Origin of the sequence: Streptomyces sp. SCSIO 30461 (genome assembly GCF_037023745.1) — a bacterium.
Classification (GTDB): domain Bacteria; phylum Actinomycetota; class Actinomycetes; order Streptomycetales; family Streptomycetaceae; genus Streptomyces.
The window spans coordinates 3,987,640-4,005,696 of record NZ_CP146101.1 but is presented as its reverse complement, the minus strand read 5'-3'; the positions used below and the strand labels follow the sequence as shown (position 1 = coordinate 4,005,696).

At 69.6% G+C, this 18,057-nt stretch carries 13 protein-coding genes; 6 read left to right on the top strand and 7 right to left on the bottom strand.

What is annotated here, in order from left to right:
* Positions 1-28 precede the first annotated feature (28 nt).
* Positions 29-718 carry an aminoglycoside phosphotransferase family protein gene (locus tag V1460_RS17670; protein ID WP_338674634.1) on the bottom strand — a complete coding sequence of 230 codons (690 nt, stop codon included), beginning with the start codon at positions 716-718 and terminating at the stop codon, positions 29-31.
* Between the two features lie 189 nt (positions 719-907).
* Between V1460_RS17670 and V1460_RS17665 the strand changes: the two genes are divergently transcribed.
* Positions 908-1,348 carry a helix-turn-helix domain-containing protein gene (locus tag V1460_RS17665; protein WP_198602818.1) on the top strand — a complete coding sequence of 147 codons (441 nt, stop codon included), beginning with the start codon at positions 908-910 and terminating at the stop codon, positions 1,346-1,348.
* A complete protein-coding gene (locus V1460_RS17660) occupies positions 1,237-2,028 on the top strand; it encodes an IS630 family transposase (protein ID WP_338672555.1) in 792 nt (263 codons plus the stop codon). The genes V1460_RS17665 and V1460_RS17660 overlap by 112 nt, the downstream gene beginning before the upstream one ends.
* Before the next feature lie 14 nt (positions 2,029-2,042).
* Here the strand turns inward: V1460_RS17660 and V1460_RS17655 are convergent, their stop codons facing one another.
* The gene (locus V1460_RS17655) at positions 2,043-2,948 is read right to left on the bottom strand and encodes a hypothetical protein (protein ID WP_338674633.1); all 906 of its coding nucleotides are present in this window, start codon (positions 2,946-2,948) and stop codon (positions 2,043-2,045) included.
* A 67-nt stretch (positions 2,949-3,015) separates the two neighbouring features.
* Positions 3,016-3,981 (bottom strand): hypothetical protein, encoded by a 966-nt coding sequence (locus V1460_RS17650; protein WP_338674632.1) that lies wholly within the window; start codon positions 3,979-3,981, stop codon positions 3,016-3,018.
* Positions 3,982-4,149: 168 nt separating this feature from the next.
* On the opposite strand from V1460_RS17650, the gene V1460_RS17645 reads away from it, so the two are divergent.
* The 4 genes from V1460_RS17645 (at position 4,150) to V1460_RS17630 (ending at position 8,933) form a co-directional block, all read left to right on the top strand.
* Positions 4,150-4,284 carry a hypothetical protein gene (locus V1460_RS17645; protein ID WP_338674631.1) on the top strand — a complete coding sequence of 45 codons (135 nt, stop codon included), beginning with the start codon at positions 4,150-4,152 and terminating at the stop codon, positions 4,282-4,284.
* 252 nt (positions 4,285-4,536) lie between these two features.
* Positions 4,537-5,292: a TnsA-like heteromeric transposase endonuclease subunit gene (locus V1460_RS17640; RefSeq protein WP_338674630.1), complete on the top strand. Its 756-nt coding sequence runs from the start codon at positions 4,537-4,539 to the stop codon at positions 5,290-5,292.
* 18 nt (positions 5,293-5,310) lie between these two features.
* Positions 5,311-7,668, top strand: coding sequence for a transposase (locus V1460_RS17635; RefSeq protein WP_338674629.1), 2,358 nt, complete (start codon positions 5,311-5,313; stop codon positions 7,666-7,668).
* Positions 7,669-7,775: 107 nt separating this feature from the next.
* A complete protein-coding gene (locus tag V1460_RS17630) occupies positions 7,776-8,933 on the top strand; it encodes an ATP-binding protein (protein WP_338674628.1) in 1,158 nt (385 codons plus the stop codon).
* Positions 8,934-9,083: 150 nt separating this feature from the next.
* Here V1460_RS17630 and V1460_RS17625 read toward each other — a convergent pair whose 3' ends face one another.
* The 4 genes from V1460_RS17625 to V1460_RS17610 are packed head-to-tail and all read right to left on the bottom strand — an operon-like array spanning position 9,084 to position 17,995.
* Positions 9,084-10,148: a phospholipase D-like domain-containing protein gene (locus V1460_RS17625; RefSeq protein ID WP_338674627.1), complete on the bottom strand. Its 1,065-nt coding sequence runs from the start codon at positions 10,146-10,148 to the stop codon at positions 9,084-9,086.
* Positions 10,145-11,959: a hypothetical protein gene (locus tag V1460_RS17620; RefSeq protein WP_338674626.1), complete on the bottom strand. Its 1,815-nt coding sequence runs from the start codon at positions 11,957-11,959 to the stop codon at positions 10,145-10,147. The genes V1460_RS17625 and V1460_RS17620 overlap by 4 nt, the downstream gene beginning before the upstream one ends.
* Positions 11,943-15,503 carry a helicase-related protein gene (locus V1460_RS17615; RefSeq protein WP_338674625.1) on the bottom strand — a complete coding sequence of 1,187 codons (3,561 nt, stop codon included), beginning with the start codon at positions 15,501-15,503 and terminating at the stop codon, positions 11,943-11,945. Before V1460_RS17615 ends, V1460_RS17620 begins: the two co-directional genes overlap by 17 nt.
* Entirely contained in the window at positions 15,500-17,995 is a 2,496-nt protein-coding gene (locus V1460_RS17610) for a hypothetical protein (protein ID WP_338674624.1), read from the bottom strand. The genes V1460_RS17615 and V1460_RS17610 overlap by 4 nt, the downstream gene beginning before the upstream one ends.
* Between the last annotated feature and the right edge of the window lie 62 nt (positions 17,996-18,057).

Here is an 18,057-nt window from a genome sequence, read left to right as displayed (position 1 = left end):
TCTCGCGTACCCGCACCCGCTCCACAGATCAGCAGCCTGACCGATCCGTGCAGCCCACACCCGGTCCATCGCCGACACCGGCATGCCGCCGCAACCACGCCGACTCCGCGGGCGTCAGATTCGGGTCATCCAGCTTCACCCGGACCACCTCCTGCATCCGTCCGGCCGGATCGGTCCGGCAACCGCTGCGGATACCGTGCAGCAACAGCCCCCGCCCCAGGCGGGCGGCGAAACCCGGCACCTCCGCACTGCCCACGGTCACGATGGTCATCGCCACATCGGCAGCCGGATCACCAGCGCCCGCATTGCACCAGTCGATCACCACCGGTCCCCGCCGGGTCAGAATGACGTTCCCTGGATGCAGGTCCAGATGCAGCACCCGGTCACCATCCGCCGTGCCGAACCGCCTGGGCAGCCACTCCGGCGCCGGCAGCGCATGCAGCCGATCGTGCAGGCGGCCCAGCTCCCGGCCGAGAGATCCCACCCGCCACGGACGCCGGGCCAGGACATCCAGCATCGTCGGCCCGGCCAGCCGCTCCAGAACCATGTCCGTTTCGGTGATCTCATACACCCGCGGCACCGGATACCCACATGCCGCAAGGTGCGTCATCAAGCGTGACTCCAGACCGGTGGGCCCCCCGTGCCGGTACCGCCGCAGCACCCTGGACTCATCCAGGGCATACACATCAGCATCCCGGCCCCGCGCGATCAACTCCATGCGGTGCAGTCTGCATTGACGGCCCAACCCTCGCCAACAGGGCGAACAATGCCTGACGCGGCACTAGTAGATTGTCGCACCTAAGTATGGCTCTGATTGGTGGAGTTGACGGTCGGGCAGTCTCCCCTCGTCGCTTCACTTCGGCCGGGCGGGGGTGCCATGTCGTCACAAAAGAAGTATCCGGTTGCCTTGAGTGCTGAGGATCGTCAGGCGTTGGTGCGGGTGACCACGACGGGAGTCCGCAGCGCGTCGATGATCAGACGGGCGCGGGTGTTGCTCGCGCTGGATACGTCGGTCGGCGAGGTCGATCCGCGGGCGGTGATCGCGGACCGGGTCGGGGTGTCGTGCGAGTCGGTCCGGCTGGTCTCGAAGCGGTACGCGGAGACCGGCGGCGATGTGTGGGCCACGGTCGGCCGGAAGGAACGCGCCTGCCCCCCGGTGCCCTCCCCGGTGACCGGTGAGGTCGAGGCGAGGCTGATCGCGCTGGCCTGCTCGACACCGCCCAAGGGCCATGCCCGGTGGTCGCTGCGCCTGCTGGAGAGGCACGTGGCGCTGATCGAGGACATCCCGAACCTGGACCACTCCACGATCGGCCGGGTTTTAAAAAAACGGAACTGCGTCCTCACCTGAAGAAGTGCTGGACCATCCCGCCACGAGCGAACGCGCAGTTCGCGGCCCGGATGGAAGACGTGCTGGCCGTCTATGCCCGGCCCTATGACCCGGCGCGTCCGGTGGTGTGCATGGACGAGAAGCCGTACCAGCTGCTCGGCCACGTCCGCGATCCGCTTCCCCCGCGGCCCGGCCGTGACCGCCGCGAGGACAACGAGTACGTCCGCTCGGGGACCTGCTCGATCTTCTGCTGGGTTGAACCGCTGCGCGGATGGCGACGCGTGGATGCCCAGCCCCGCCGGACCAAGGTCGACTGGGCGCACCAGGTCGAACACCTGCTGACCGTGGACTATCCCGACGCCGCCACGGTCGTGCTGGTGATGGACAACCTCAACACCCACACCACCGCCTCGCTCTACGAGGCGTTCGACCCGGGGAAAGCCTTCGCGCTGGCCCAGCGCCTGGAAATCCACCACACCCCCAAACACGGGTCCTGGCTCAACATCGCCGAGATCGAGCTCTCCGCGCTCACCCGCCAGTGCCTGGACCGCCGCATCGACGACCTCACCGTGCTCAACACCGAACTCGCCGCCTGGCAGCAGCACACCAACAGCAACCAGCGCCAAGTCGACTGGCACTTCACCACCGACGACGCACGCGTGAAACTACGCCACCTCTACCCAACCACACAGCAAAACTAAGCCGCGACAATCTACTAGTGCAGATGGAGTTCGAAGTAGCGGTCCGTTCTCGCACTCCAGTCGGTGGTGCTGCCTTCCTGGCGTGCCGCCAGGGCGTAGATGCCGAAGGCGGCACGGCGGCGGGCGTCGGGTTCGCTCGTCGCGGTGCGGGTGGCGAGGGCGCGTACCTGGGGGCGGCGCGAGGGGCGGCTGAGCTCGTGGATCACGGGGGCGGGCAGGGCCGGATTGGCCGCCAGGACTTTGTCGGCGCCGAGGCCGAGCGCTGTGGCGAGGTCTTCTGCCTGCTCGGGTGTGAGGGGGGCCTGTCCCCGCCACACCTCCAGGGCGTGGGGGGGCTGCAGATTCAGTTGTGAGGCCAGCTGTTTGATGGTGATGCCCCGCCGCTGCAGCAGTTCGGGCAGGGCTCCCGATCCCTGTGGCACCCACTGCGCAGCGCTCAGTTCGGCGAGGCTGTCGGCCAGGACGCCCCGGTACTCCGCCGCCGCGGCCGTGGGGTGCGGCGCGGTGCTCCCCCATGTCGCGCCCGGCGGCACTTCGTGCGGGAGTGCCGGGCCCGTGGAGGCGGGCAGCGGCACGGTCAACTGGCTGACCTGACGGTCCAGCACGTACCAGGGCAGGGGCAGTTGCAGTCCCCACCACAGGGCCAGCGGCTGCTCCAGTGTGGAGGCGCCAGCGGGCAGCAGCAGCGTGTCCGTGTCGGCGTAGCGTTCGAAGGAGACCGGAACAGCCTGCACCGTGTCGTCTGCGACTGCTGTGATCACCTGCAGTTGGATGGTGTCTTCCCAGACCGCTCTCCAGATCTGGCTGGGCTCAGGATCTCGAGGGGGCGCAGTGGCGACCTCTCGGACGGCGTCGGGCACTTTCAGTCCCGCCGCAGCAGCTACCAGCCGCTCGTAGGCGCTGCTCTGGGCAGGGTTCATCGTGTCTCCCCCCTCTCCTCGGCTGTGGTCCATCTGCGCATTCTCTTCTCACTGGATACGGACGACGTCACAGGGGCGGCTCAGGGGGCGGATCCTCACAGCGTCGTAGCAGTGCTCGCATGACTGCTTCCCGGTCACTGTCCTCGGACAGGGCAAGGCGGAGCGTTGTCTTCAGCCCTGCCAGAACAGCCCCGGCCTGGGCCTGTCCGATCTCCAGCAGCTGCGCGGCATGATGGACGTCTTCGTCCAGGTAGGGCAGCAGCAGGCGCTCGTTGGCCGTCAGCCGCTGCCAGATGTCTTCGGCGTTGCCGCTGACGCCCGTGGAGTCGGCAGGGGCCGCCGCCGTGCCGGTTTCGGCCGGATCGACGAGCGTCCCGTCGTCGGCGAAGAGCGTGGTGAAGCGGGCCGGGGCCAACAGCTCGAACCGTGACTCGAGGACCTTGGCGAGGTCTTCCTCCCGCACCGCCCCCTGAGCGTGTCCAAGGACCCGCGTGAGAACGGTCATGAGGGCTTGGACCGTTTTGCGGGGTGTGGGCCCGGAGTGATTCCAGCGGGTGATCCCGACACCGTCCACGCGTGTGGCCTCGGCGATGAGATCGTCGAGGTCGCCCTGCCACACCGCGTCCTCGGGCAGGCCGCTCAGTGCCCACCTCGGCGGGGAGCCCGGCCTGCGGCGGAAGGACGTGTCCTCGCTCATCAGCCGGGCGATGCGGCGGCGCAGTTTGCCCCGCGGGGTCTTCTTCGCCTCATCGATCAGGAAGTTCTTGATCGACGCGAGGAACAGCCGCTCCAGCGTGGCATCGCTGATGGCCAGCGCGAAGCAGGCGGTGACGAACTTCTGGCCTGAGCCCTCGCGGGTCAACATGGCCGTGATCACGTCGTAGACCGCGTCGTCGCTCCACTGCGTGTATCCCTCGGGCGGGGGAAACCCCGACGCACGGCGCACCTGGTGGACCATGCGCAGCAGCAGTTCCAGCGTCTTCGGCCCGGGCTCGCCCGTCTGCGACAGCTCTTCGTACGCTCCACCCGTCACCGGTTCACCCCCCGACCCGCCTGGACCGCGTGAACCAGGCTGCCTGCCTGCATACACCTGCCTTCTCAGTCACACCAGGCAACACGCCCTGGACCGGAACCGCAGGTGCTTTCGTTCGCAAGGGGCTTCTTCGCTCTTTCCCCCGGAGCGATCAGCGCAGGAGACCTCTTGGAGAGCGAAGCCGGCTTCCTGGCAAGCGAGTTCAACGGCCAGACCGGCACGCAGGACGCGGGCGGCCAGTACCCGACGTCCTGCCTTATCGCCAGCTTGTTCACCCTTTCAGGTGGATCCAGCGGGCGGTGAAGTTCTCGTAGCGCGGAAGCAGCACAGCATGGGATGCCGGGCTGCTGCGGCAGCGGTCATCGCCCCGAAGGGGCCAGGGATGGGTGAACAGGTGGCGGAAGACTGGCGATCCGGCTCTCGTCGGCCGCTGCCGGTACGGAGGCCGACGGCGGCAGGCGGATTCGGGCGTCGGCTGGCACCCGGTCAGGAACTGGGACTGGCGGCCGGGCAGGAGTGCGAGACCGTGCTGCGGCGCGACAAGAGGTGGCCGGGGTGAGAACGGTGCGCGCCTGCGACCTTCTGGACAGCGAGGCGGTACCAGGAACCGGGCAGGGTGTCGTGGCTCTGTACCGCGAGCCGTACGGGCCGGTGCACTCGTGCGGTGCGTCCGGGCTTCGGGGAGTGGCTCTGGAGGAGTTCGGGCCGGTGAGCGAGCCGGTGCCCTACCGGGGCCGCAAGGGCATCATCACCTACTGGCCGGTGGCGACCCGAGAGCAGACCGTGGTGTGCGGAAGTCTGCGGCAGTGGCGGCTCGCGGTGGAGCTGGACTTCGAGTCGGCCTGGGCGGCGTTCAGTGCCGGACCGGTGGAACTGCGGTGGCGGGCGGGGGGTCGTCTTCGCCGGTGGCGCCCGGATTTCCTGGCGCGCACGGCCGACGGCGTGCGTGAGGTGCTGGTGCTGAAGCCGTCCGGTCAGGAAAGCCTGCCCGTGGCAAGGCTTCAGGTGCTTGAGGAGGTGGCCCAGGCGGCCGGGTGGCGGGTGCGGCAGGTGCGCGAGCCGTCGGGGCTACATGGACGCAATCTGGGGTGGCTGGCCGGCTACCGGTTCCCCGTAGACGACGAGGAAGGCCAGGGGCGGGCGTTGCTGGAGGCGTTCAGGGAGCCGACGGGGCTGCGGGCGGGGGTGGCGGCGAGCGGGCTGGACAAGCTGACGGGTCTGGACCTCGCATACCGGATGCTGTGGCAGCGGCGGCTGCTGTTCGATATCGCGCGGCCGCTGTTGCCCGACGCCGTGGCCTGGACGGCCTGAAGGACCGGAAGGGGGCGCATGGCGGGATCGGGTGAGGGTCGGCTTGCGGGGTCGCTGTCCATCGGAGCGGGGGTGCGCTGGCAGGGGCGCGAGTGGGAGGTAGTGGCGTGGCAGGGGGCGCAGGTCACGCTGATGCCGCAGGACGGCGGCCAGGAGGTGCCCCGGGCGGTGTCGTACCGGTGGCTGGTGGGCGCGGAGGACTTCGCCGTCGTCAGCGGCAGTGGGGCACCGGCCGCGGACGGTGCGGCCCTTGGCGGGTGGGGGCGGCAGGAGGGCCGGGAGGAGGAGGCCGCGCTGTGGCAGGCGCGCATGGTGGAGATCGACACCGGTCTGGCGCCGGGCAGGAGTGAGCATGCGCGGGGATTCGGGCCGGGCACGACGCTGGCCCAGCGGTGCGCCGCAATGTCGGCGCGGCTGGCCGCCGACGGCGTCCGCTGCTCCCCCCACACCCTCGCCGACAAGCGGCGCAAGTGGAAAGCGGCCGGGGAGAACCCGGTCGTCCTGCTGCCCGGGCCGCGGGACAAACGGCCGGGGGGCTTCACCGACCCGCGGTGTCTGACCGCCATGCAGGAGGTGGTGGCCCGGCGCGCACACGCGTCGGACGTGACCATCGACGTGATCCGCGAGGAAGTCGAGGACCTGCTGCACTCGCGGTACGCCGAGGAACTCGGCTCGGCTGCCGTGGCGGCTCTGCTGCCCTCCCGTTCCACCTTCTACCTGCGGATGAAGGAGTCCGGCCTGGCCGATGCCCTGGGCCAGCCGACACGGGCCCGGGCCGCTCTGGCCTCCACCCCGCCGCTGCCCCATGGCGGGCGCGAGGTCGTGCTGCGGCCGGGACAGGTGACCCAGGCAGACACCACGCCGCTGCGAATTCTGGCCCGCGGCAACGACGGCCGGCCCACCGCCACGGAGCTGACCACGCTCATCGATGTGGCCAACCACAGCGCGTGCGCGCTGATGATCACGCCCAGCCGTCCCCGGGACGCCGAGAGCGGGCAGGCGGGCCAGGCGACCCGGGCGATCGACTTGACCCTGATGCTGGCCCAGGCTCTCGCACCCTGGCCGGTGATGCCCGGCTGGGACCCGCTCAGTGCGGCCGCCGCCTCCAGTCTGCCGTTCGGGGCGCTTAGGGCGGCGGACGAGCGGTTCACCGAGGCCACCGCCGCCCGCCCGGTCATCCGCCCCGAGCTGATCATCTACGACCAGGGCAGCCCCTATGTGAGCGAGCACTTCACCGAGGTCTGCGACCGGCTGCGCATCGCCCGCCGCCCGGCGCGCAAGAAGACCCCGACCGACAAGCCGCTCCCCGAGCACTTCTTCGTCACCCTCGCGCACCGCTTCAGTCAGCACGTCACGCACGGCTGGCAGGGCCGCAGCCACAAGAAACGCGGCCGCGGCATCGACCGCATGCCGCTGTACACGATCGCCGAGCTCCAGCAGATGGCCCAGGAGTGGGTGGCGCTGGAGTACCAGCAGACCCCCGACGCGGGGCTGCGCGACCCGTTCCGGCCAGGCGTCGTGCTGTCGCCCAACGAGATGTACGCGGTCCAGGTGGCCCGCAGCGGCTACCGGGCGGTGCCGCTCTCCCCCGCCCAGAACCGCTTCTTCCTGCTGCGGCAGTGGGTCATCCCCGGCAAGGGCGGCTTCATGATCGACTATCGGACCTATCAGCCCATCGCGCAGGACGCCGGGCACTACCGCGAGATCCTCCTGCGTGGTGACTCAAAGCTGCCCGGCCGGGAGAAGCAGTGGGAATGCCGCTTCAACCCCTACCGTCCCGAGCGGGTGTGGTTGTACGACCACACGGCCGACACCTGGGTGACCTGCGATTTCCGGCTCCGGCACCTGCTGCACGACCCGTGGACCGCGGACATGTGGCAGGAGCACGCCGAGCGGCACCAGGCGGCCGGCGGCAGCAAGCAGGACGAGGAGGCGATCGCCCTGTCCCTGGCGCAGCGCGACCGGCGTCGTCGCAGTCGCAGGCCGCCACCGAAGCGCGCCGGGGCCGAACCGCCTTTCCAGGGTCTGGAGTTGGAGACGGAGCAGCCGTCCCAGGACCCGTACGCGGGTCTGGAGGAGTTCGACCTGTCGACCCTGCGGCCCTACCCGGCACTGCCCATCTCCCCCATGGCACCCCCCTCTGCACCCGCCACGTCGTCGCTGCCCGTGGGCAGCGACGACGTGGGGCCGACTTCGGACAACGGGCGGGCTCCGCATCCGCTCGCAGCGCTCTTCCCCGATGACGGCGACGGCAGCGGGCCGCAGGCCCTCACAGCCGAAGCACCGGCATCTGCAGACGAGGTCGTCGACGCAGAGCTCCTCGACGACCCCGATCCGGACGATGACGAGGCCGAGAACGACGTATGGGATGTGTAGGCGACCTGGGGCAAGGGCCGTGAACGACGCAGCCGCAGTCCGGCCCCCGTGTGGGGCGGACGCGTCCTCCGGCCTGGAGGCAGGAACCGTGATGAGGGAGAAGCGTGATGAAGGCATCCGTCGAACTGCGTGATAAGCGTGAAGCCCGCCTGCGCCAGCAGCTGAGGGACACCCCGATGCGGCCTCTGCCGCTGTTCCAGCTCACCGGCTGGACCCACTTCGTCGACGAGGAGGTGAACCCGCCCGTCCTGGCGGCAGGCAACAGTCCCACCGAGGACAGGAAGACGGACGAACAGGCCATCGCCTACCACCGGCACCTGCGGATGGTGCCCACCGACGCGATGACGCACATGCAGAAGACGGTCGTCGAGGCGGTCCACCGCAACAGCGGGAGCCGCGAGGGCCTGATGGACCATGTCATCGACGGGCCCGCGGGCACTGGCAAGACCTGCCTGCTGCGGGCGATCGGACGCACCACCCAACAGGAGATCGAAGTCGCCACGAACGGCCGGCAGCCCAACACGATCCCGGTGGTGCACATCACCACCCCCGCGGACCCGGAGCCGAGGGTGAACTGGATCTGGGAGATCGGCTCCTACCTGGGTCTCAACCCCGAGCCGAAGAGCCTCACGGAAGTCCTGGAGATGCGCAGGCACCAGGATGTGACCCTGTCGGTCAACTACGTCCTGGAGACGGCGCAGACCCGTCTCCTGCTCGTCGACGACATCGACCGGTCCTCGCCACAGCAACTGGCCAACGTGCTGCCCTACTTCGACTACCTGCGCGACAAGCTGGGCATCTCGCTCATCTTCTGCGGCACCGGCGCCAGCCACCTCCTGCACCAGGCCCGCATCCTGGCCCAGGACCTGACCCGGGTCAGCGCGGAGAACCGAGTACGGCTCGCACAGGCGGGCCGCCCGGCGGATTCAGTCTCCCCCTCCCCCTCCCCCACCGCGCTCCTGCCCGTTACCTGGCTGCACCCCCTGCCCTTAGGCCTCAAGGCCGAGGAACAGGAGATGTTCCGGCGCGTACTGGCTAGCTTCGAGGCCGACTTGAGGCTGTACCGGCTCGAAGAAAACGCCCTCAGTAAGCACGCCGCCCAACTGCACCAGCTCACCGGCGGCTACTTCAAAGCCCTCAGCTACGTCATCTCCACTGCCGCCGTCATCGCGATCCACAGCGGCAGCGAGAACATCACCGAGAAAGAGCTCAAAGCAGCGACAGCCCAGCTCGGCCCCTGGCAACCAGCCGCAAACCAGCCATGAAGCCGGGCCGGCCTCCACCGCCGCCACCGTCACCGCGATCCGAAAGCGCTGCAGTTGCTTGCGAATCGCGCTGGAGGGGATCGACGCCGCAACGGCCCCGCTCGCCCCTGAAACATGGCGGGCAGCGGGCCGTTCGCCTCGTGGCATGAACTACCCAGTGGATCCGGTTTCGCCGTCGCCCGCACGAGCGCCGTCTGTCGGCACGTTGGCGTAATCGACCCCGGGAAAGAGCCGGATGCGGCTCTCATCGACGCGGACCCTGGCCGACCGGGGAGCGTCGTCCGAGAGGCGGCACAGCACGTCCGCTTCACGGCGGCCGTCCCTGGTGGTGTGCCAGGATCGCAACTGGCCGAAGCGACGTTTCCCGTCGGCGGCCTCTACGAACACGGGCGGGTCCGGGGCGCGTCCCGGCCCCTCGGTGACCTGGGCGAAGAAGCCTTCCTGGCGGAGCCGGGTGCACAGGTCCACCAGTGAGGATGCCTGGGTGCTTCCCAGTTCCATGCCGATCTCGAAGTGCTCTTGAAGACCGAGGGAGGACAGGTTCGCGCTGCCGAAGTAGCCGGTGGCGCGGTCGGCGACCACGAACTTGGCGTGCATGATGCCGGGGTTGGCCCCGGTCCACCAGTACAAGGACGTTCTTCCGTAGTCCGCGCAGTCTTTGACGAGGTCGTTCAGGGGTTGGGCCCGGCTGCTCGGGTCGTGGGCGTAGAAGTGGACGGCGACCTGGCGCTCGGCGACGGCGGGCAGCAGGACCTCCCGCAGTAGGTCGCAGCCGTGGCGGTTCCAGAAGGGGCCGCCGATGTGGAGTTCGCTGTTGGCTCCGGCGATGACGTCCTGGACTAGGAGGTCCAGGCGTCGGACGGGGGGCGCTACGAGGTGGGCGGCGGCTCGGGGGGTGGTGAACACCAGGGGGCGCTCGGATGGTGGTGCTGCGGGCGGTGGGTCAAGGCCGTCCAGGATGTCCAGGAGGACCTGGAGCTGGGAGAGGCGGGCGGGGACGAGCCCTGCGTGTCGGCCTGAGCCCAGTAGGCCGCACTCGGCGGCGAGCTGGCGTACGGCGGTAGCGTGATCGTCTGCGACCCCGTGGACGCGGAGGGCGTCAAGGGTGTCGGCTCTGGCGACCTGCCGTGTCCATTCGGCGGCTGTGGCGTAGCTGCCCGCGAGGCGCTCCAGGAGCTGGGCGAGCGGGACCAGCGGTCGCAGGTCGTCGGTCATGTGTGGCTCGAGGTGGCGGTGTGGCGGAGGAATTCAGCGGCGAGGCCTCGGTCGAGATCGTCGTTGAACAGCTGGCAGCCGAAGGTGAGGTAGACGCAGCGTTCGCAGCAGCGTGGTGAGGACTGATGGCACAGCGGGTCGTTCTCGCAGCTGAGCACGGAGTCGGCGGTGCTCTCCAGCCAGCTGAGCACGCGGTTGCTGAGCAGGGTCCACAGTGATCCGAGGGTGAATTCACGGACGTTGTCGGCGTAGATGGCGACGGTGAGTGCCTTCGTGACGACCCATTCGGCGAGCGTGTTCTCGGCCAGTCCTACTTGGCCGTCGTCCAGGGACCGAAGCAGGAGGTGGCCGAGGGTGTGGATGACCGTGTGCACGGTTGCTGCCGCGCGGGCGGCTTCCGGGTCGTCCTGGTCCGTGAACAGTTCCAGCAGCCGCCGGCGGGCCGCCGATTCGTCTTCGGCCGCCCCGGCGGTGAGTCCTTTGGCGTTCAGGAATGACAGGACGGAACGTGCGGAGAAGGTGACCAGGAGGGCTTCGGTGTCTGATGCTGCGACGTAGACCGGGTACTTTCCGTCGTGGTGGTACTTGTTGTGGAAGCCGGTCAGGACGCCCCGTTCGGGCTCGTGCTCTTCTCTGGTGTAGCCGAAGGCGACTCGGGCTACGGGGAACTCCCAGGTGACGGCGATCTCTGCGATCCCCAGGGTGCGGGCCTGCTCGCGGGCGCGTTCCGTGGTCTGCTGGGCCAGCCGGTCCTGGAGCTCGGCGAAGCGTGCACACTGGTCGTCGAGGGTGATGCGCTGGATCTGGGCGGGGTCGAAGACGGCTGCGCGTTCCACGAAGGGGCGGTCTGCACCGAGCAGTTCCCACCGCGCGTTGTCGGCGTCCGTACTGGGCAGAGCAGCCAGGCCGCTCTGCTCGGGGCCCATCATTCTGCGGATCTGCTCGATTGCCTCCTCCCCCATGTGGATCTGGCGCAGTTGTTGTTCTTTTTGCTGCCATTCCTGCGGGGACAGGCGCTGCACCGTGACGGTCTGGGCGGCGTCGCCGAGGCCCTGGGCCGTGGAGTCGATCAGGTTGAGGTAGTGGGCGGCCGCGATCCGGCCGCGCTGGGGGTGGCGTTGGTACTGCCGGAACTCGGAGTTGTCGATGTTGACGAGTTGGAGGGCGTGGACCTGGTAGGCGCGGGTGTCGTTGAACGTCCTTGCCCGCATCATGGCTCGGCCGGCGGCGTCCTTCCATTCGCAGCCGCAGGGGGACTGCGAGGTGCCCTGGAGCTTCGCGCCGCCGCAGCCTGGGCCGACGCAGCGCCAGAGGGCGGTGACGAAGCTTCCCGTGTTCTCAAACACGATGTGGTCGTAGCCGTGCGCGGGAACACGGCACTTGGGCACGTACATGGGGCGGATGCGTCCGCAGTTGTGCGCGTTGAAGTACGGGAGTTGCCGCAGCGGTGCGCTGCAGGTGCGGCACCGGGGGTCGGCCGCGAGTTGCTGGGCCTTCGCGTAGGTGCGCACGCGGCGGCAGGAGCGGCGGACGCATTCGAGGACGAGCGGGAACACCTCGAAGCGGACGAGGTCGGGGCTGACCAGGACGAAGTTCTGCCGCAGTCGGCCCTGCGGCACGGGCAGGGCGGCTCTGGCGTCTTCGCTCCAGCGCTCCAGGTAGCGGGAGATCTCGTCGTAGATGACGTCCTCGTTGAGTTTTTTGACCACGTCCCCGTCGACTGCCTGGACTCTGCCTCGCAGCCGCTGTTCGTGGCGGAAGACGGCACCGGGAAGGAAGGCGGTCATGGCCTGGCTACGGCTGCGGTTCATCCTCGCCCCCCTTGCTGTCGGAGGTGTTGGTGGCGAGCGCTTTGAAGGCGTCCTGGCTGCTGGTCAGTGACTGGAACGCTGTGCTCTTGTCGATGTCGCGGAAGCTGGTGAGCGGCTGTTGGAGGAACAGGTAGGCGGTGCGCTTTTCCTCTGCGCCCTTGTTGAGGTTGGGGCGTTCCTCCTGCCGCCAGGTGTCCATGATCCGCGCAACGAGGTCGTTCTCCAGGCCGCGCCCGTTGACGCCCTCCACGCGCTCGCGGTAGCAGGCTGGGATGCGTCGTTCCAGCCAGGGGTCGAGAAGTGGTCGTTGGGCGCTCCACCAGCGCTTGAAGTCTTTGGAGTAGTCGGCTCCTTCAGGTGGTGGCTTCAGCGCGGGGTCGCGGGCGGCGTCGTGGAGCAGCGCCAGCACGATGCCAGGCAGGGTGCGTCGGGCAGCGAAGTAGGCGTACTTGTTGACGGGCACGGGGGTGACCATGCGGTCGAGCAGGCGGTGGTAGCTCAGGAAGTTGGAGAACATGGAGCGTTCGCGGCGCGAGACGGGGTCGTAGACGGTGACGACGAGGCCTGCGTGGGTCCGCCCGGCCCGGGCGGTGACCTGGATGTAGTCGGCGGCGGTCGGCGGCATGCCGGCCAGGACCAGGAGGTTGAGGCGCTCGAGGTCTACCCCGTGGCTGAGCACGCTGGTGCCGACCAGGGCGCGCAGCCGCTCTCCTCGCGGGGTGTCCAGGTGCTCGCGTTGGACCCGGGCGATGGCCGCGGCGAGGTCGGGGACCGGGACTTCGCCGGTGAGCACCGCGTGCTCGACGCGGTCGAGTCCGGCGTGCTGCAGGTCGTCGGAGAGCTGGCCGAGCTCCTCGTCGAGCTGGGTGCCGTGCTGCTTGCTGTTCACATAGGCCAAGGAGACCTCGTACGGGAAGAGGAGCCGTGGGAGATCCGAGTCGGGTAGCCCGTGCAGGGCGAGGCGCTCGCGCAGGGCCTTGGGCTCCTCCTGGAGCCGGGCGATCTCGGTGAGGAGCTCGCCCTGCACGATCGCGGCGACGTCGGCTTTGCGGCGCTTGTGCGGGAGCACGCCGATGTGAACGCGCCGGAAGTCGGGCCGGGTGGTGGTGTAAAAGCTCTCGCCGAGTGTCCATCCCGGTGCGGGGAAGGCGCGGGGGCGGCGGCCGTAGAGCTGGCGGAGCTGGTCCTGGTACTGCTCGATGGTGGCGGAGGCGCCCAGTATCTTGCTGGGCAGGCCGCTGCCTGCTCCTGACTGGAGTTCAGCGATCATGCCTTCGTAGTGCGCGTTGAACGCGCCGAGCTCCTCCTTGAGGAGGTGCATCTCGTCCTGCACCGTCAGTGCCGGTACCGGGTCCTTGATCGGGCGGGCCGGCGGGTAGCCCTGGCTCGGCGCGGTGCAGTGGCTCGGTCCGGCCAGGCAGGCTCCAAAACGCGGGAAAGAGAAGTAGCCGTGCTCGGCGCAGCGGTGTCTCGGTCCGTGCTGGAACGCAGTGAACTCGGGGAACCAGCTGTGCCCGGTGAGTTTGTCGACGGTGGAGATGACGATCGCGGGCAGGGTGCGATAGACCTCGACGTCGCTAACGTGCAGGGGCAGGATCCGCTTGCAGGCGGCGCACTCGTGGTGCAGACGGACCGCGTCGGTATCCAGGCGCAGCCGTACGCTGTCGCGCTCGCAGTAGGGGCAGGTGATCACGAGCCGGTCGCGCAGGTGGTCTTCGGCGAAGGTCCCCGTCCGGGTGGCGGCGGCCTCGGTCTCCCAGCCGCGCCACCAGCCCCGCTCCCAGTGGAGGTCGTTGGGGCTGCCCGCCCCGCCAGCCAGGTAGCCGAGCGCGAAGGGGTCGTCGTGGGGGGATCCGATCCCGCGCTCGGCGCGGAGTTCTTCGGCGGCGATCAGCATGCGCAGGGTGCGGTCGAGTTGCTGCACGCTGAGCATGCGCAGCGGGAAGCGCAGCCAGGCGGTGACCCCTGCGTGTTTTCCTCGCAGCCGGTCGTAGAACAGGGCCGTGAGGATCAGTCCCAGGTACGCCTCGGTTTTCCCGCCGCCTGCGGGGAACCACAGTACGTCGGTGTGGTCGAGTTCAGCGCGCAGGTCTGCCCGCTGCGGGTGTTCGCGCACGGCGAGGGCCGGCAGGTGGGAGACGATGTAGACCAGCTGGAAGAGACGCCAACTGTCGTATGGGCGGCCGTCGTTGACGCGGGCGAAGACCTCGTTGGCGAGCTGGAAGGCGCGCTCGAGGTCCGGGTCCAGGTCCAGGCACTCGCGGCCGAGGCCGAACCGCCTGGCCTCGTCGTCGAACTGGGCGCGGTCGGCTTCGATGGCCTTGTGGTGCGGCAATTGCTCAGCAGCACGGCAGGCTGTGGCGAACTCCCGGGCGTAGCGGGCCATCGCGACCTCGACGGAGTCCAGGATCGGGGCCGGGTCGTCGGCGAGCTCGCGCCACCGCGGGTGCCGCACCCCGGCTTGGCGAGGCACGACGGTGCGTTGGACGTGGACGGGCAGGGTCTCGGTCCGAAGGCCGACGCCGTGGGGAACTGCTGCGCAGCCGGTGCCGCGACCGATCACCTCCGCCAGCTCCTCCAGGCGGTAGTCACGTGGGGCGAGGTGGAAGCGCTGAGGCACGATGCTGATGCCGTCCCCGGGCAGGACCGCGAAACGGCAGTCGTACACGGAGAGGTCCTGCCAGTCGCTCTGCGCCGTGTCGCTCTGGTTGTGCAGGGAGACGCGTATGAGGTGGTCGCCGCCGTCCAGGGCCTGGGCGTGCGCGGACAGCACCAGCTGGGGTGCGCAAGGAGCCGCGTCGCGGTCCAGCAGTGCCGCGACGTGGTGGTGGAATGCCTCCTCGTCGGCCATGGCCTCCGCGGGGAGCACATTGCGCCTGCGCCGCCCCTGGCGGCTCTGCGGCCCCGCGGTGAGCGGGCGACGGGCCTCGGGGCGGGCGAAGTGCGCGTCCACCGCGCGGCGGACCGCCCGGTCCAGCACCTGCTGGGCCTCGCTGAGCGCGTGCGGATCGAGGTCGCCTTCCCCGAGCGGCACTTCGATGACCAGGTCGGGCACGTGGACGTCGTGGCGGCGCCAGACGCCCAGCAGCTCTCCCGGTCGGGCCTGTGCGCCGGAGGCGTCTTCGTCGCCGCACAGGTACTCCATGTGCTCGGCGTAGCTGGCGATGTCCTCCAGGTAGAGGGCGAATCGGCAGTGGACGGCGAGCTGTGCGGTCCTGCGGCCGGGGGCGGTGCGCAGCCGGAAGTCGAGTGCCAGGACCGGGGGCGCCTGTGTGCCGCGCAGGGATTCGACGGGCCGGCGGCCCGGGTCGGCCGTCGCCTCGTCTGGTGCCGGGGGTTGTGGCGGCGGGACCGCGACGGCGGGCAGCACTCCGACGACCACGTGGTCGCGTGGTGTCCACGGGGGTTTGTGCGGGGCGCCGCTGCGGTCGGCGAGCCTGTCGGCGAGGACCTGCGTCAGGTGGTCGATCAGGACCGTCTCCCGCTGATTGTCCGCAGCGCTGTCGGGGTGCGGCGCCAGCGGGTTGTTGCGGGCATTGTTCACGGCGCCTCCTGTGGTGAGCTGCTTGCGCTGCGGGGGCCTGGCACGCGGCCCAGGACGGTTGTGGACACGCTCTTCTGGCCGCCGACGCTGCGGACGACGACCAGGTCGAACTCCTCGAGGACCTCCGAGACGTCGATCCCGGAGCACAGTGTCTTCAGCTGGCGCAGCGCGGGGCCTTCCGTGCCCCGTGCGGCCTCGGTCATCGCCGCCGCCGCGGTGTGGCCCAGCGCCCGGTGTAAGCGGCGTAGTTCCTCCGCCATACGGGCCAGGCGCTGCCAGGTGCCTCCTGCGGTCAGGCGGGTGTCCCGGGCCAGCAGGGCAACCCGGTGGATGTCTTGCGGGTCCTCCGGGGCGATGACGCTGCCGTCGGCCCATTTGCTCACGGCCTGCCATGACGAGACCTCGCTCCCGAGGTTCTTCAGGGCGGTGAGCACGTTTGGCCACGACCCTCGTTGCTCGTGCACGGTGGTGATGGCCTGGCGGAAGAAGCCGATCATCGTGTCCATGGCGGTCACTTCGGCGCTGTCGTGCATCACCATGACGAGCCGGTCGTGGAGTCTGGACTGCCCGTCGCCGCGTGCGCGCAGGAGCCGGCTGCCGGGGGTGAGCGCGGCCACGGGCACCCTGGCGTAGCGCTGGCCGATGAGGACATCGACTTGCTCGTCACTGCGCAGCCAGAGCACTGCCCCTTCGGGCTCGGTGAGCACGGCCGTGGCCGGCACCGGGCCGTCCGCCGCCACCGCTGTGGCACCGCGGCCGGGGGCCGCCGGGGTGCTGATGGCCCTGGCCGGGGCGTCGTAGTCCTCGAAGAGCGCCGAGAGGTCGAGGGCGAGCCGACTGTCGCGCTGGGGCTGCTCTTCTGGTGCAGTGGACGGTCTGGAGAGGTCGACGGGGCCGTACGCGATGGGCAGCGGGAGCGTCGCCGGCTCCGGTACCTCGCCCAGCCTGAGCACCGCGGCGGTCTGGCGTACCTGCTCGTGCCAGTCTTGCAGCGCGCGGCCGGATGAACGCTCCAGCCACGTGTACTCGCTCTGCTCCACCACGGCGACGTGTTCATCGGCAGCACCGGAGAACAGCACGCCGGTGCGCAAGGTCGAGGGGACACCCAGGTGAAGCTCGAACCTCGGCGAGGCGTCCCAAGCCAGGCGTTCCGTATAGGGCATCACGTGCAGCGCACCGGCTCTCCCGCCGGCGGCGGGCCCGGGCCAGGGGGCGAGCAGCAGGGAGTCGACATCACCGCCGAGTGCGTCTGCCAGCTCCTCGGCGACAGCCGCGGCGGCCGAGCGGGAGCGGGTGCGGACGAGAACGGGGACGCCTGCCCGATCGGCCCGCGCCCAATCGATCAGCGCAAGCAGCAGGTCCCAGCGCGGATTGCCGTCGTACAGCAGTTTATACAAGTCCAGCACGGCACGCCGGAGGTCGGGCCATTGGGTCTCGCGGAACAGCCCCCACGGCCCGGCGCGGCCCTCCAATGTCCCGCGGGACACCGAGCGGGCCAGCGCCCGTGCGCCGCTGCCGCGCCCCATCAGCACCTGCCAGGCGTCTTGCCTCCCGATCGAGCCCCAGCTGGACCACAGCAGGTTGAGCAGACGCACAGCGTCGGCGATCGGCTGTGGCCAGGGCTCCAACGTGTGGACACGTCGTGCTGCGACCACACCCATCACGACCGTCCGGTACAGCTCGGCGAGCTGCTCGTGGCGGTATACCGCCGCGCTTGGTGCGGCTGCCGGGCGGTGGGCGAGGAGGGCGTTGCTGGTCAGGGGGCCGTATGCGGGGCGGTGCCCGAGAGTGTGCCGCACGTCGGTGCGCAGCGCGGGAGTCCACGGCCACTGCGTCCAGGCCCGGCTGCTGCCCGGCTGGGTGCCCAGGTCGGCCACGGCCACGACGCGGGCGGCGTCGTGCTCACTCGCCCAGGCCAACGCGCGTTCCCAGGACTGGTCGTTGGCCATGCTGGTGCGGTCGATGACGACAGTGCCGACGCTGGTCCCCAGCGAGGGCCTGCCGAGCGCGGTGTTGAGGTAGAACAGCCCCGAGGGCGAGTCGACAGCTCTGGTGATCTTTCCTTGGAGGTCGACGACCCGCCCGTCACCGCGGATTCTCTGCATGCGCAGGGCTCGCGAGAGGTTCTGCCTGCCGATCGCCAGCTGTGCCAGCCGTACGGTGACGTTGGTGCGCAGTCCGACGATCACCACCGGTCCGTCAGGGACCGGGCAAGGTGATCCGCCGGTCAGCTCTGCCCCGCGCCGTATGAGCTGGAGGTAGATCCCGATCAGCACGGCCATGTCGTGGCGCCCGCGCGGGAGGCTCAGGTACACGCTGCGTTGATCACTCGATAATGCGTGGGACAACAGGGTCAGGGTGGCGCGGTCCAGCGGGCCGAGATCGACGGTGCGGCCGCGGTCCGTCATGCGAAGGGCCTGCACTCGCTCGAAGAAGTCGGCCGGGTCTGCGTCGGGAGGGACGAGACAGTCCAGATACGTCACGCGCGCCATCACCCACCTGGTATCCCCCCACTACCTGCCGTTACAGTAACGCACGTTGACAGGCCGTCACC

What these genes read in the sequence shown, in the direction of transcription:
- V1460_RS17670 (WP_338674634.1), bottom strand. Translation starts at nt 718, where the DNA reads ATGGAGTTGATCGCGCGGGGCCGGGATGCTGATGTGTATGCCCTGGAT.
- V1460_RS17655 (WP_338674633.1), bottom strand. Translation starts at nt 2,948, where the DNA reads ATGAACCCTGCCCAGAGCAGCGCCTACGAGCGGCTGGTAGCTGCTGCG.
- V1460_RS17635 (WP_338674629.1), top strand. Translation starts at nt 5,311, where the DNA reads ATGGCGGGATCGGGTGAGGGTCGGCTTGCGGGGTCGCTGTCCATCGGA.
- V1460_RS17630 (WP_338674628.1), top strand. Translation starts at nt 7,776, where the DNA reads ATGAAGGCATCCGTCGAACTGCGTGATAAGCGTGAAGCCCGCCTGCGC.
- V1460_RS17625 (WP_338674627.1), bottom strand. Translation starts at nt 10,148, where the DNA reads ATGACCGACGACCTGCGACCGCTGGTCCCGCTCGCCCAGCTCCTGGAG.
- V1460_RS17620 (WP_338674626.1), bottom strand. Translation starts at nt 11,959, where the DNA reads ATGAACCGCAGCCGTAGCCAGGCCATGACCGCCTTCCTTCCCGGTGCC.
- V1460_RS17610 (WP_338674624.1), bottom strand. Translation starts at nt 17,995, where the DNA reads ATGGCGCGCGTGACGTATCTGGACTGTCTCGTCCCTCCCGACGCAGAC.